This window comes from Ruegeria sp. BG11, from assembly GCF_056538565.1.
This window is the reverse complement of the sequence record NZ_JBQFTH010000003.1, coordinates 196,863-210,531: the sequence shown is the minus strand read 5'-3', so window position 1 is coordinate 210,531 and position 13,669 is coordinate 196,863. Positions and strand designations below refer to the sequence as shown.

Sequence of the window (13,669 nt, the reverse complement as noted above, 5' to 3'; positions counted from 1 at the left end):
CTTTGTCTGGTTCCGGCTCGCCCTAGCCTAGTTCGTCAATCCGGACAGGTACTTGATCGCCGTCAGGCTCGGCAGGAACGTGTACGCGCCACCGCGAGTATGGATCAGTCGGGGAAAGCCGTGCAGTCGGATCGTGCCCCCATCGGGCAGGCTGAGGTCGAACCAGCTGGTTTCCGGCGTGTTCGCCCCCAGCAGAGGATCATTGGCACCCGTGATCGTCGGGTCGTGCAGGCCGAGGTTGATCCAGTCGCACATCACCGCTTCGAACTGTGCGCCGATATTGGCGCCGATGAAGCTGCCCAGCAGGCCGCGCTCAGCCGTGTCGGGGTTTTGGGGGTCGAAATCCGGGCCGTAGGACATGCCGCGCCGCACCAAACGTCGCGTGTAGTTGGCGATGCGTTGCACGATCCGACCGCCACGCGGGTTGCCGCGTCGCAGATGCGACCCGGCAGGACAGCGGGAATGCGCGTTGTAGTTGAAATTGGTCAGCGAGACCTCATGCTCGGGCCATTGCGCGTCCGGTGACAGCTCGTATGGAACGCCGTTTCGCCAGCGCCCGCACATCTGGGCCGCGACAACCTCTCGCAGAGCGCCGTGGATGTCCAGGCCTTCGCCGATGCGTTCCAGATTGTTCGGATCGACCAATTTATCGCGATCCGGGTGACCCATCAGATCATCGGCGGCTTTGTCCAGATAAGCCTCGAAACCGGCCGCATCCTGCGCCAGAACTCGGAACGCATTGAACGACCCGTTGAAACCAAGCGCACTGGGCGAGGGGACGCGGAACACCACGCCCTCTTGGCGTGTGGGATAACCCAGCAGGGCGGTGCCCAGCGGGTCAATCGGTTCATCGACACCGGCTTGCTCGGGATCATAGACCTGCTCGAAACGGGGCTGGGAAATGCCATCGACATAGCCGAAAAACACCTTGCTATCGGCCAGATTGCGGCCGTCGCGTTTACCCAGAATGGTGAAGGCCGCGCCAACCTGTTTCTCTACCAGGTCTAGGTGATCCTGAACGTCGGAATAGACCGACGCCATGATGTGAACCCGGTCAGGTTGATCAAACGGAGCCGGCCAGTGATCCGGTGCGCTGGTGCCGAAATCGCCCAGTTTCATCGCGCGTTTCGTCATGCCCTGCACGAATTCGCTGGGGAAGGTTTTCAGATCCTCGGACGCGGTGCCAAGGGCGCGCAGCCCGGCATAGGTCAGGCCGATGTTGAAACAGAAGGGCGGCTTGACCTCCCACAACACCCCTCGGGTGATTTCGGGGACCGTGTCACTGCCGCCATCGACGGCGGTTGCCAGAAACTGGCGTGCAGCGGCGCGGTCGGTGACTTCAAGAAACAGATGGCGCACCAGATCGCGGTGATAACCGCGCAGGATGTTGCCCTGAATGTCGGCGAGATCGAGTTTTGCAGTCACCAGCCTTGTCCAAATTTTTGGCGCACTTGCGCGGCGGAAACGCCCGGATAGGCGCGATAACCGCCCCCCAGCGACAGGTTGGGGTTCGCGTAGAGTTGCAGAACAAACGCACGCGGAAGGGTTTCCAGCCGATGCGGCGGCTGGTTTGGAGGCAGCCCTTTGGCCTCATCCTGCAGGCCGAACAAGTCGGTCGGGAAATCGGGGGCCTGAAACAGGTCGTGTTCATGGACCCAGTCGATGAACTCTTCGACGTTGTGCTCGGTCGGGATCAGGTGTTCCGCCCCGTCCACAAGTGAGATGACGTCATTGAACACACTGCCGATGGTGGTGATGAAATCCCGAATGTAATTGCTGAAATCGCCGTCATAGACCGAAATCATGCAGATTTTGTCGTCGATCAGCAGAAACCGCGCGAAATGCACCGTTCCGACATTGTCGAGCCCTGCGAAGATCTCTTCGACATTTTGCGCGATGGCCAGCGCGGCATGGGCACGTCCGGCGGGCGAGGGATCTTTCAACGGCATGATCAGGTTCATCATGCGCTGCACGTTCTCGCTGGGTTGCGGAGAGGGACGCGGGCCGCCGGGTAGTTTCGGCTTGGGGTCGCGCCAGTGCCAATAGGGCACAACGATGTAGCGTGACAGGAACTTGAACCATCCCCGGTCCTGCAGGGTGTTGACGTAGCGGTTGAACCAGCTGTTCTGATGAGTCATGACCCTACCCCTTCGAGAACGGGCAAGGGGACCCGCCGCGCCAAGCGCTTGAGATTTTGTACGAGTCGATGCGCATTTTCAGCACCGGATCATCCGAGGCCTCGATCCCGGGGGTCAGCAAGCCAGGATTGAAGCTGAGCTTCTCGGATTCTTCCACCTGATCCTCAGGCACAGCGTTCAACGTCAGAACACCCATCATGATCCGTTTACGATGTGGCGGCCAGGGGCGCGAGGAGTTGTTGAAATCGTCTCCGACCTCACCGATCGTCATCATCAGCGAGAACCGCGCAGGTTCCTTGGCAAGACGTTCCTTGAGTTCGGCCTGCAGATAGTCATCCACCGGTGTCTCATCCGGGTCGGTGTTCAGCACACCTGCGATGGGTTGCCACGAAAACCGCACCCAGCGGCGCACGCCTTCGGCTCCGGTCACGATGAAAGTATGGCAGGCGTGATAGGCCGCCCGCGCGTAGCTTGTCGGCGCGCCGATCTGGGCGGCCTGCAATACACCAAGCTGAGAATAGGCGTTCCGGTCGGCAAACCCGATGGCGCCTTCGTCCGGGCTGATCGTCTCGCCCGGATAGGGGTCGCGTTCAGGCAGCATCAGTTGAAGGTAGCTCCAGATTTTCTGCCAGGGAGTCTGACCGGTGTAGAGCTTGGGCTTGGCGGCCTCGGCGAAATCCAGAAACGTCTCGGGCGTCGGGGTGAAGAACTCGGGCAGGTTCATTGCGATCAGGTCGGTATCAGAACCATCAGACAAGTGAAACCGAACCGCCAGCCCCCGGACATCGGACCAGCCGTCATGCACCACAGCGCAGCCCGATCCGTTCGAAAACCGAACAATCACATCCGTCTTTTCTTTGGTGAAGTGATCCGCAGCGCAGAAATTCCGGGCGATGGGCGTGGGCTTGAAATAGCCGGTCGCACTGATCCCGATTGTGTGAACGGGGCGCAGGGCCAGATCACCATCAGGACGATGCAGAACTTCTACCAGCTTCTCGGCAAGGCCGGGATCGCTCATGACTTGACCACCTGTTAACTGAAGTTACCCCAAAAATGTGGCGTTAACCATAACCACTGGTCGGGCAAAGGCAACAGGAAGAATACATAAAGCCCGGCGAAGCCACTGTTTGATCACACAAAACTGAGGGTGGCTACCATTTGTTCAGCATGTTTTTGGCATGGGTCCAGTATTCACTTTGCCTGCAGGTGTAGAATGCCTTCTCCATCAGATCATAGGATTCAGGTCGGTGTGTTGCCAGCCCCACGACCTTGGGTAGCGAAGGGTTCAGACGTACCATCCGCTCTTTCAACACAAGATGGGCCATCCAATGCTGGTTCTCGGCGGATGTAGTCAGCAGCAGTTCGATCAATGCACCCCGGGGGGCGCCCGACGTGATCCCGAACCACTTCAACAGGCCCCAGTCGTCGGGGTTCTTGATCATCTCCTCCGAGATATCAGTGGGCTGTTGCCCGGTGCCGATAGACAGAGCCTCGATATGCGCCAGACCTTCGGCACGACCAGCCGCGATGGCCACGTTGATGCCGTTCATCACCGGATTGTTGGCAAAGGCCCCACCATCAGCGAAATAGCCATAGTCCACCCCGTCCGAGATGATCTGATGCGGCGGGAAATAGGACGGCGCGGCCGAGCTTGCCATGGCGACGTCCAGCAGGCCGACATCGCTCATATCCAGCCATTTTTCGTAGCCCAGCGTCTGGTTGGTGATGGTGAACGGGGACCATCCCACCTTGTCGCTGCGATGCAGGCACACGGTGTTGACCGCCAGAACCAGATCCGGCGACAGAGAATTGACTTTGCGGTCTCCGACCAGACTGCGCCCGATCTCCTCCAGCCCGGTCGCATTGTATTGCGACGCTGTGATGCCCGGACCTCCGCCCAGTTTGAAACGCCGCAGCACCTCATCCAGTGCCTTGTCAAGAAAGCTGTGTTCGTTTTCGCGGAAGATCTTGTCGGCATCTTCACGGTAATGCGCGGCAAGCGCTCCGATAAGCTGACCCATATCCTTGCCTTGCGTCCGGCCATCCGCCAGCGCCACGGAGATCAGCCCACCGGTCGAGGTGCCCGCGAACCCATCCGCCTTGTCCAGAACGCCGGTCTCCTCCTGCAGGCTTTGCAGGATCAGGCAGGTCAGGTAGCCCCTGATCCCCCCGCCATCGCAGGACACAAGTTTGAATACCATTCGATGCGCCTCATCGCTTTTTAGTTGTAGGGGGTTTTAGGATATCTGGCCTAGGAAAAGCCAGCCGTTTTGCGACCCGTTGAGGCTTATCCCGCATGGCAAATTGGAAAAAGCCTTGCGAAAACCTGTATTTGTCAGCACAGTTCGCCGCGAAAAGGACGGGCTTGGCCCGCAATGGCCGACCCCACCGGGGCCACGGCGCAATCAGGGAGTTGAGGCTATGGCGTTGGAACTACATGAGATGTGCAGCGGGCTGGGTTTTCCAGAAGGTCCGGTTGCGATGAATGATGGCTCGGTCCTGTTCGTGGATATCAAAGAGCAGACCCTCGTGCGCCTGTCCGTCGATGGCACCGTTAGTGTGGTGGCCGAAATCCCTGGTGGTCCGAATGGCGTGGCGATCGGCCCCGATGGCGCGGCTTACGTCTGCAACAACGGCGGTGTTTACAGTTTCGTGCCTTACGGTCCCGACGGTATTACCGTCCCCGCCCCCATTCGTCCGCACTACAAGGGTGGGTCCGTGCATCGGGTCGATCTTGAGACCGGAGAGGTCACGATGCTGTTTGACTCCTACGAGGGAAAACGGCTGATCGCGCCCGACGATCTGGTCTTCGACAAGGATGGCGGGTTCTGGTTCACCGATACGGGGATCGAGGACGCAGAGTCCACGCGCTATGGCGGGCTGTACTATGCCACGATCGACGGCAAGACCCTGATCAAGGCCGCCACGATTCCGATGCCCAACGGGGTTGGGCTGTCGCCGGATGGCGGCACCGTCTACGTCTCGGACACAGTGTTTGGGCGGCTTTGGGCGATGAAGATCACGGGCAATGGGCAAGTCGAGCCCGGCCCGATTCCGGGGATGCCAGGGCAGGTGGTGCAGACCTTGCCGGGGTACCAATGGCTCGACAGTCTCAAGGTGGAGGCCGACGGACGGGTCTGCGTGGCGACGATTTTCAACGGCGGGATCACGGTGTTCAGCCCCGATGGATCAACGGAACATGTCGCCATTCCCGATCTTTTCACGACCAATATGTGTTTCGGCGGTGAAGACATGCAGGATATCTGGATCACCGCCTCCAGCACGGGCAAAATCTACAAGGCCAGATGGCCTCGTCCGGGATTGAAGTTAAAGTTCACAGCTTGATGCAAAGGCCGTCTGCGTTGCGCGGGCGAGATCAGCAGACATTTGAGCGATAGCCAATAGCGGATCAAGAATTCGGTGTGTCGCAGGTGTAACCCAGCGACATGGAACAAAAAGGACAGCGTTTTGGCTAGGCTGAGGAGGCTCAGACGGCTGGCGTGGGTGTGACAAGCCAGGTAATAACGCTGCGGTCCAGTTGTTTGTAGCCGATGTCGAATACCGTCCCTGCCGTGACCGTATTCTTCAACGATTTTGTCAACCGCAGCCTTAGGACGGTTTCGCTCGGCGCGCAGTGCAGTTCGGCATGGTCAAAACCAAAGAACTGTTGAACCGCCGGGAACAGGGCCTTGTAGAGTGTCTCTTTGGCGGAGAATACAAGCGTTGCCATCAACGCTTGCGCGTCGCTTTCCCGGATCAGCCGGGTTTCTTCTGGCTGCAAAGCGACCTTGAAAATCGCATCCAGTGAGGACCCTTCGGCGATGTCCTCTATATCGACGCCAACCAAGGTGCCGGGCTGATCGGTGACAATCGCCGCACAGCGTCCTTTGGAATGCGTGATCGAACCTGCGACGCCTGCGGGCCAGATCGGTTCGCGGTTGGGACCGGTTGCGATCTGTGCTGGCGCATGCCCTGCGGTAGCCAAAGCGGCCATGGCTACGGCACGGCCTGCGAGGTACTCGGCCTTTCGCTTTTCAACGGCCCTGTCCAAACGATCCGGGTGGTCGACGTCCAACGTCGTGAAAAGGCCATCTTCAAAACGGGATTGATCAAACCTCGCGATCACGGCAGTCGCTGCCACAGACCCGATTTCCATGGCCCGTACGTCCATTAGGAACCCGTCGGAGCGCGTTTGAAGGGCAGAGAGGTGTTGGGCAGGCGGTGTCATGGCCCCCTTGGCTTCCCTCAAGCATCGCGCCACGTCAATCCGGTTTTTCAAATCGTATGACATCTGCGCAGTGGGGCAGCTTGAATTGTCGCAAACCATTTGAAGGCATCCGCCATAACCCACCTCTCGCCAAGAGGGTGGGGGGCTTAGCGCCCCTCATGTCTTCAAATCTCGAAGACGCGTGTCAGACTACGATCGGAATTGGATTATGCGTCTGAAAGTGCGGAGATATCGGCCTTTGTCCACACGCAGTCGTGGTCGGAAAGCGGTGTGCCAGTGGCCGAGATTGAACTCAACACGCCCTTGTCTACGGGCGTGAAACCCCGCCCGGCCAGCCAATCCAGTTTCATCTTTCGGTCCGGGTGCGGTGTGATCAGACTGGGGCGGGTCGTGTCGCCCTCGGCCGTAAACTCCCACGAATAGCCCTGATCTTCGGCCAGTGCGAACAAGGTTTCGCGGCGCCAGTCGAAATCGGGGGGAAGGTGGTTGCCGGTGTTCAGATCTCCTCCGATCAAGACGGGCATGTCGGGGGCGAAGGCGTCAATCTCCTCTAGCAGAAGTTCGAACTGAACTTGCCGGTGTTCAGCGGCGGAATTGCTTTCCAGATGGGTGGAGACTACGCAGATCGGCCCCCGTTCCGTTGGCACCACGGCGGCAATGGCCATGCGCCCGCCGACCCGGGGTTGTTCAGGGTCTGCAGCCCCGCTTTCGGGGGTGAACCAGTGGCCGTGGTCGTCCAGTCGGATCAAAGCCGTGCGCTCAAACGGGACCGAGGACAGCACGGCGTTGCCATGCCAGCCGGTTGTGTTGAAATCGTCGGTGCAAAAGGCGCGCTCGGTCGGGCCGCCCAGGTCAAGCTCGTGAAACTCGACGCCAAAGGCGTATGTCATGCCCAGGACGCGGGCAACCTCTTCGGTGGTGTGGCGTTGCGCGGTGCGGGCCATGCCGCAATCGACCTCGGAGAGCAGAACGATATCTGGTGCAATCGGGTCCAGATGCGCGGCGGTTTCTTCGGGGAACAGGCAACGTTCAACATTCCAGGCGGCGACGGTGATCTGCGCCGGCAGTTGGGTCGCTTTGGCCTCGCCGCCCAATTGCAGCGCGTTCATTGCTGGCAAAGATGCCATCAGCGACCGATGCGCCGTCGTTGTGCGTGGGGCGGCCATGATTTCAGCCCGCTGGTCTGATGTGACCTCGGGCAAAGTCGCGACAGTTTGTGTGATCAAAGGACTTTTCCCGTTTCCACGTCGAACAGACGCAGGGCGTCATGTTTCAGGGTGATGCGGGTTTCGCCCGTGTGCACGCTATGATCCTTACCGACCATGACCGTAAATGGCTGATCCGCAAGAGTGCCGTGCAGTAGACGATGCGCGCCAAGTTCTTCGAGGATGTCGACCTGGAACGAGACGGATCCGTTCTCATCCAGTTCGACATCCTCGGGACGTACACCCATTGTCACCGGGCCGCTGACGGCCTGTGGCGCGGGCATCAGCCCGTCATAGCCGTTGAGGCGCACCTGTCCGTCTGACGCTTCGGCCTCAATCAGGTTCATGGGTGGGGCACCCATGAACGAGGCGACGAAGGTAGATGCCGGATTGTGGTAGATCTCGGAGGGGGTACCGATCTGCTCAATCCGGCCTGCGTTCAAAACGATGATCCTGTCGGCCATCGTCATAGCCTCGACCTGGTCGTGGGTTACGTAAACTGCCGTCGTGCCAAGACGACGCTGCAGGGCTTTGATCTCGATCCGCATCTGGTTGCGCAGCTTTGCATCGAGGTTAGAAAGAGGTTCATCAAAGAGAAACAAGGCTGGGTCGCGCACGACGGCACGGCCCATGGCGACGCGCTGGCGTTGACCACCGGACAATTGCGCAGGTTTGCGGTCCAGATATTCGGTCAGGTTCAGCATTTTGGCGGCGTCTTCGACCTTGGCTGCAATCTCGGACGCGGGCGTGCCGCGGTTCTTCAGGCCATATCCAATATTTTTACGCACCGTCATATGCGGGTAGAGCGCGTAGTTCTGGAACACCATCGCGATGTCCCGATCTGCCGGATCCACATCATTGACCACCCGGTTGCCAATTTTAAGCGTACCTTCGGTGATATCCTCGAGCCCCGCGATCATCCGCAGCAACGTGGATTTGCCGCAGCCCGAAGGACCGACCAGAACGACAAACTCGCCGTCCTGAATGGTGAAGCTAGTGGTCTGAACGGCCTTGAAGCCGTTAGGATAGACCTTGCGGATGCCCTCTAATGTTACCTGAGCCATGCGCGTATTCCTTATTTGTCGGATTCTGTGAGGCCCTTGACGAACCAATTCTGGAAGAAGATGACGATCGCCACCGGCGGGATCATCGCAACAATGGCCAGCGCCAACGCTTGTCCATGCTCGGGGATTTGACTGTCGGTGTAGGTCAGCACGATCTGTTTGATCCCACGGACCAGCGTGAAGAAGCTTTCATCCGTCGTGATCAGCGTCGGCCACAGGTACTGGTTCCAGCCAAAGACAAACATGATGATGAAGATCGCGGCAATCATCGTGCGGCTGAGCGGGACGAGGATGTCGATGAAGAATTTCCACGGCCCTGCGCCGTCGATCCGGGCAGCCTCGGCCAATTCTTCGGGGACGGACATAAAGAACTGCCGGAAGAAGAACGTGCCTGTGGCAGATGCGATCAGGGGAACGATCAGACCGGTATAGGTGTTGGTCAGGCCCAGTTTCTGGATCGCCTCGTAGGAAGGCAGGATGCGGACCTCAAGCGGCAGCAACAGGGTGGTGAAGATCACCCAGAAGGCCAGCGTTGCAAAGCGCAGACGGAAATAGACGATGGCATAGGCGGCCATCATCGAGATGATGATCTTGCCCACGGCAAAGCCGATGCCCAGAATGAACGAGTTCATCAGCATCAAGGTGCCGTCAACGGTCTGTGTGAACCCGCCTTTTTCAAACATGGCGGCGTTGAAGTTCTTGCCCAGGTCGTCACCAAGGCCCAGTTGGATGCCTTCGCGGTGGATGGTGACCGCATCGTGGCTGGCTGTCGTCAGCGCCAGCAGAGGCGGCAGGATCATCAGCAAGGACCCAAGGATGAGGACAAAGTGATCTGCGATCGTTTCCCAGCGGATTCTGCGGGTTTTGCGGGTCACGGCGGGTGTGTCGAGTGTGGTGTCGGCCATGATATCCTCCCTCAGGTATAGTGAATCCGGCGTTCCACCAGCCGGAACTGGAAGACGGTCAGGATCAGAACAAGGGCCATCAACACAACGGATTGCGCGGATGATCCGCCAAGGTCGTTGCCGCGGAAGCCATCCAGATACACCTTGTAGACAAGGGTCATCGGGTTGTTACCCGGTTCACCCTTCATCAGTGCGTCGATGATGCCGAATGTGTCGAACAGGGCATAAGTAATGTTGATGATCAGCAAGAAAAACGCGGTCGGCGCCAGCAGAGGAAAGGTCACGTCCCAGAACCGCCGCGTGGACGAGCGGTTGTCGATCATGGCCGCCTCGCGAACTGAACGAGGGATGGATTGCAGGCCCGAAAGGAAGAAGATAAAATTGACCGGGATCTGTTTCCACACCGCGACGATGATCATTGCCGTTGCGGTGGCGTTGTAGTCAACGCCCAGCTTGAATTCCCAGCCGAACAGTCCGAAGAACTTGGTCATGGGGCCGGTACTTTGATCAAAGAACAGAATGCCCAGAAAGCCCGCGACGGGCGGCGCAATCGCGTAGACCCACATCAGCAGGGTGCGATAGGATCTCGCCCCTCGGATCACCTTGTCGGCCTTGACCGCCAGCAACAGCGCGATGGCCAGTGAAAAGAAGGTGACGAGAATGGAGAAGACAACCGTAAACCACGCGATGCGTTTGTACTGATCATTGCCCAGCAATGAGGTGTAGTTGTCCGCCCCAACAAAAGTCGAACCGAACCCGAACGGGTCCTGCAGAAAGAACGACGATTGCAGCGCCCATCCAGCGGGCCAGTAGAAGAAAATGGCGATGATCATGAGCTGCGGAAGCAGCAGCGCCACAGGAAGCCAGATAGTGTCGAAGCCCGCGCGTTTCATTGTTAGTCCAGTTGCAAAATGGGGGATGGCCGCGCCCAAAGGCGCGACCATCTTGGGGGTGATCCCAGAACCTTAGCCCTGAGTCTTGGCGAAGCGTGCCAGCAATTCGTTGGCTTCGGCTTCGATGTTCTGGAAGGCGCTTTCCACATCGGTCTCACCGGTCAGGATACGGCCATACTCGCGGTTCATGATGTCGCGGATCTGAACGTAGAAGCCCATGCGGTAGCCTTTGGTGTTGTCACCGGCCTTGGCTTGCAGCTGGTTCACACCAACTTCGGCGGCAGGATAGCGGTCATAGTGACCGTCTGCCTTGGCGGCTTCATAAGCGGCCTCGGTGATCGGGACATAACCGGTTTCCTGGTGCCAGAAATACTGGGTCTCAGGCGCGGTCAGGAAGCGGAAGAACTCGGCAGTTGCCTTGTTTTCCTCGTCCGATTTACCCGACATCGCGAACAGCGCTGCGCCACCGATGAAGGTTTGGGTTGGCTCAGCTGTGACGGCTTCCCAATAGGGCAACTCAACCGCGCTGAATTCAAAGCCCAGGTCTTTCTGCAGCAGGCCACCGAAGGAACCGGACGAACCCAGCCACATGGCAACTTTTCCTTCTTCGAACGGTTTTGCGTTGTCACCCCAACCGGTGCCATACCATTCGAACATACCGTTGTCTTTCCACTCGGTCACGGCGGTGAAGTGCGCCTTGATCGCGTCGTTGTTGACCAGGATCTCGGTGTCCATGCCGTCATAGCCGTTGTTGTTGGTCGCAAACGGCAGGTTGTGGCGCGACATGAAGTTCTCGGTGAAGATCCAGGGCAGGTGCGACTGGCTGAGCGGGATATAGCCTGCCTCTTTCAGCGCCGGAGCGGTGGTCGACTGGAACTCTTCCCAAGTCTTCGGGGGGGTCACGCCCGCAGCTTCTAGAGCGTCTACATTGTAGTACAAGATCGGGGTCGACGAGTTGAACGGCATACCGATCATCTTGCCATCGCTGTCGGCATAGAAATAACGCACACCGGCAATGTAGTCATTGATGTCGAATTCGACACCGTTTTCAGCCAGCAGGTCCTGAACCGGAACGGTCGCGCCTTTGGCCGCGATCACGGTGGCGGCGCCGGCGTCAAACACCTGCATGATGTTGGGCTGCTCGCCCGCGCGGAAGGCAGCGATCCCGGCGGTCAACGTTTCTTCGTAGCTGCCCTTGTAGATCGGAGTGATTGTGTATTCGTCCTGCGACTCGTTGAATTTCTCGGCAACCTTGTTGACGGTTTCACCCAGCTGCCCGCCATGGGCATGCCACCAAGTGATTTCGGTTTCTGCAAAAGCTGCGGTCGCGGTGAACGCGAGCGCGGCAGCTGTTGCGCAAAACTTCAGATTGTTCATTTCGATCCTCCGGTTCGGTGTCGGCCCTTTGCAGCAAAAAGACCGTTGGCATTATGTGCCAGTTTTCATGCAGGCTCCCCTGCGGCGTTTTTCGCGCGCAGCCTCCGACCCGCATCAGTGGAATACGTCCGCAAACTGCACACGTGACCACATACTGTTAACGTATGACAGTTCGATGAAAGATTTCTAGCAATATTGACAAATTCGACAAAAAAGATGGACAGCTTAGGCGTGGTTGATGACAGCAAAAAACAACTGGACAGACCGCGCCGCGTTACGGCGCAGGCGGTTGCTGATGCGGCGGGCGTGTCCCGCTCGGCCGTGTCCCGTGCGTTTACGCCCGGCGCTTACCTTGATGCTGAAAAACGTTTAAAAATCATGCATATGGCTGACCGTATGGGGTATCAACCTAACGCGTTGGCGGCAGGGTTGAAGGGGGGGCGATCGCACCTCGTAGCGGTCTTTGTAGGCAACAAGCGGAGCACCTACGACTCAGAGTTTGTAAACCGGTTGGTCCGGCAGTTGAACGCTCTGAACAAGTGGCCGATTCTGATTGATGGCAGCGGCGAGAGCGCTGAATCAGCTATGGATCAGGTTTTGCGCTATCCGCTGGATGCTCTGATTCTGCGCGGGGGCAGCATGCCCGGCGCGCTTGTGGAGCAATGCAGCAAATTCGGGGTCCCCATGATCTCATCCGGGCGGATTGTTGATGCGGCTGGGATCGACAATGTGTGCTGTAAGAATGCTGACGGGATGACCATCGCGACCCGCGTTCTGTTGGACAAGGGCCGCACGCGGTTCGGGTTCATTGCGGGCGCTGCCGAGTTCGGATCGTCAGATGATCGGAGGGCCGGGGTAGTCAGCACTTTGGCGGCGGCAGGATTGTCCCTGATCGCGGAAGACGTCGGAGATTTCACGGTTGGGGCTGGATACGACGCAGCGCAGAAACTGCTGCGGGAAAACAGCCTTGATGCGCTGATCTGTGCCAACGATGCCAGCGCGATAGGAGCGTTGACCGCCGCGCGGGAGCTGGGCGTGGACGTGCCCGAAACACTCTCGATTGTGGGCTTTGACGATATTGAAATGGCCGGTTGGCCCGCTTTCAATCTCAGCACAATCAACAATCCGATCGACCAGTCGGTCGAACATGTGATCACCTTGCTGGAAAAACGTCTGGCTGAACCGGCTAAGGCCAGTGAGACCCTTCTGATCGAGCCCTTCTTTGTCCCGCGCGGTACCCATTGACGCTAATACGGCCCGATGTGCCTGAAACCGTGAAGGGTTTCTCGGCACCGCGCTGGATTACGGTATTCTTCACACCGCCGATTGCCCGCTCTTGCATAACGAGAGAGGCCTAGACACCTAGGTAGGGGCCTGTCTCAGACCTCTTTGATCGAAGTCTCTGATAGTCTTTCCACTAGGCTTTGCTCAATCTCTTCCAGAACGCCGCGCACACGTTTTTGCAAGGCGTGTTCGACAGAACAGGTTGGCGCCTCGTCTTCACTGCTGCTGGCGACAAGGCGCTCGTCCAGCGCAAGGTAGACATCGGCTAGCGTGATGTCGCTCGACATGCGGGCCAGACGCCATCCGCCTGCATGACCTTTCTCAGACGTCAGCAGACCGGCGGAGCGCAATTTTCCCAAAACACGACGCACAACAACCGGGTTGGTTCCGGCATGGTCGGCAATTTCGGTTGAGGTGCGCACACGGTCCGGCTCTCCGGCCATGTGGCTGAGCGTATGCAGGGCAAGTGACAGGCGGCTATTGCGCTTCATATGACGGGGTTCTCCTAACCTGCTGGCAACGTAACTTTGGCTGTTGCATTAATCTAGTAACTATGAAAGTTACAAGAACCGCAT

At 58.5% G+C, this 13,669-nt stretch carries 13 protein-coding genes; 2 read left to right on the top strand and 11 right to left on the bottom strand.

Annotation, left to right across the window (positions count from 1 at the left end; translation table 11 throughout):
• Window positions 1-27: 27 nt before the first annotated feature.
• The 4 genes from ACR0JF_RS07040 to ACR0JF_RS07025 all read right to left on the bottom strand — a co-directional run bounded on the left by ACR0JF_RS07040 (window position 28) and on the right by ACR0JF_RS07025 (window position 4,339).
• Entirely contained in the window at window positions 28-1,425 is a 1,398-nt protein-coding gene (locus ACR0JF_RS07040; protein WP_170659398.1) for a Dyp-type peroxidase, read from the bottom strand.
• Entirely contained in the window at window positions 1,422-2,138 is a 717-nt protein-coding gene (locus ACR0JF_RS07035) for a hypothetical protein (RefSeq protein ID WP_170659397.1), read from the bottom strand. Before ACR0JF_RS07035 ends, ACR0JF_RS07040 begins: the two co-directional genes overlap by 4 nt.
• A gap of 4 nt (window positions 2,139-2,142) precedes the next feature.
• A complete protein-coding gene (locus ACR0JF_RS07030) occupies window positions 2,143-3,156 on the bottom strand; it encodes a catalase (protein WP_170659396.1) in 1,014 nt (337 codons plus the stop codon).
• A gap of 133 nt (window positions 3,157-3,289) precedes the next feature.
• The gene (locus ACR0JF_RS07025) at window positions 3,290-4,339 is read right to left on the bottom strand and encodes a patatin-like phospholipase family protein (protein ID WP_170659395.1); all 1,050 of its coding nucleotides are present in this window, start codon (window positions 4,337-4,339) and stop codon (window positions 3,290-3,292) included.
• A gap of 115 nt (window positions 4,340-4,454) precedes the next feature.
• Between ACR0JF_RS07025 and ACR0JF_RS07020 the strand changes: the two genes are divergently transcribed.
• Window positions 4,455-5,483: an SMP-30/gluconolactonase/LRE family protein gene (locus ACR0JF_RS07020; protein ID WP_480669051.1), complete on the top strand. Its 1,029-nt coding sequence runs from the start codon at window positions 4,455-4,457 to the stop codon at window positions 5,481-5,483.
• 142 nt (window positions 5,484-5,625) lie between these two features.
• On the opposite strand, the gene ACR0JF_RS07015 is transcribed toward ACR0JF_RS07020, so the two are convergent.
• From ACR0JF_RS07015 to ACR0JF_RS06990, 6 genes are all read right to left on the bottom strand, one after another.
• Complete coding sequence (locus ACR0JF_RS07015) at window positions 5,626-6,366, bottom strand: 4'-phosphopantetheinyl transferase superfamily protein (protein WP_170659394.1); 741 nt, start codon at window positions 6,364-6,366, stop codon at window positions 5,626-5,628.
• A gap of 206 nt (window positions 6,367-6,572) precedes the next feature.
• On the bottom strand, window positions 6,573-7,592 hold the full coding sequence (locus tag ACR0JF_RS07010) for an endonuclease/exonuclease/phosphatase family protein (protein WP_480669049.1): 1,020 nt from the start codon (window positions 7,590-7,592) through the stop codon (window positions 6,573-6,575).
• Entirely contained in the window at window positions 7,589-8,635 is a 1,047-nt protein-coding gene (locus ACR0JF_RS07005) for a sn-glycerol-3-phosphate ABC transporter ATP-binding protein UgpC (RefSeq protein WP_170659393.1), read from the bottom strand. The genes ACR0JF_RS07010 and ACR0JF_RS07005 overlap by 4 nt, the downstream gene beginning before the upstream one ends.
• An 11-nt stretch (window positions 8,636-8,646) precedes the next feature.
• Window positions 8,647-9,540, bottom strand: a complete 894-nt coding sequence (locus ACR0JF_RS07000; RefSeq protein WP_170659392.1) for an ABC transporter permease subunit — start codon at window positions 9,538-9,540, stop codon at window positions 8,647-8,649.
• 11 nt (window positions 9,541-9,551) lie between these two features.
• A complete protein-coding gene (locus tag ACR0JF_RS06995) occupies window positions 9,552-10,433 on the bottom strand; it encodes an ABC transporter permease subunit (RefSeq protein WP_170376925.1) in 882 nt (293 codons plus the stop codon).
• A gap of 72 nt (window positions 10,434-10,505) precedes the next feature.
• Complete coding sequence (locus ACR0JF_RS06990; RefSeq protein ID WP_170376927.1) at window positions 10,506-11,810, bottom strand: extracellular solute-binding protein; 1,305 nt, start codon at window positions 11,808-11,810, stop codon at window positions 10,506-10,508.
• 231 nt (window positions 11,811-12,041) lie between these two features.
• Here ACR0JF_RS06990 and ACR0JF_RS06985 point away from each other — a divergent pair, with 231 nt between their 5' ends.
• The gene (locus ACR0JF_RS06985) at window positions 12,042-13,055 is read left to right on the top strand and encodes a LacI family DNA-binding transcriptional regulator (protein WP_480669045.1); all 1,014 of its coding nucleotides are present in this window, start codon (window positions 12,042-12,044) and stop codon (window positions 13,053-13,055) included.
• 134 nt (window positions 13,056-13,189) lie between these two features.
• Here the strand turns inward: ACR0JF_RS06985 and ACR0JF_RS06980 are convergent, their stop codons facing one another.
• Window positions 13,190-13,585 (bottom strand): Rrf2 family transcriptional regulator, encoded by a 396-nt coding sequence (locus tag ACR0JF_RS06980; RefSeq protein ID WP_170659390.1) that lies wholly within the window; start codon window positions 13,583-13,585, stop codon window positions 13,190-13,192.
• Window positions 13,586-13,669: the final 84 nt, after the last annotated feature.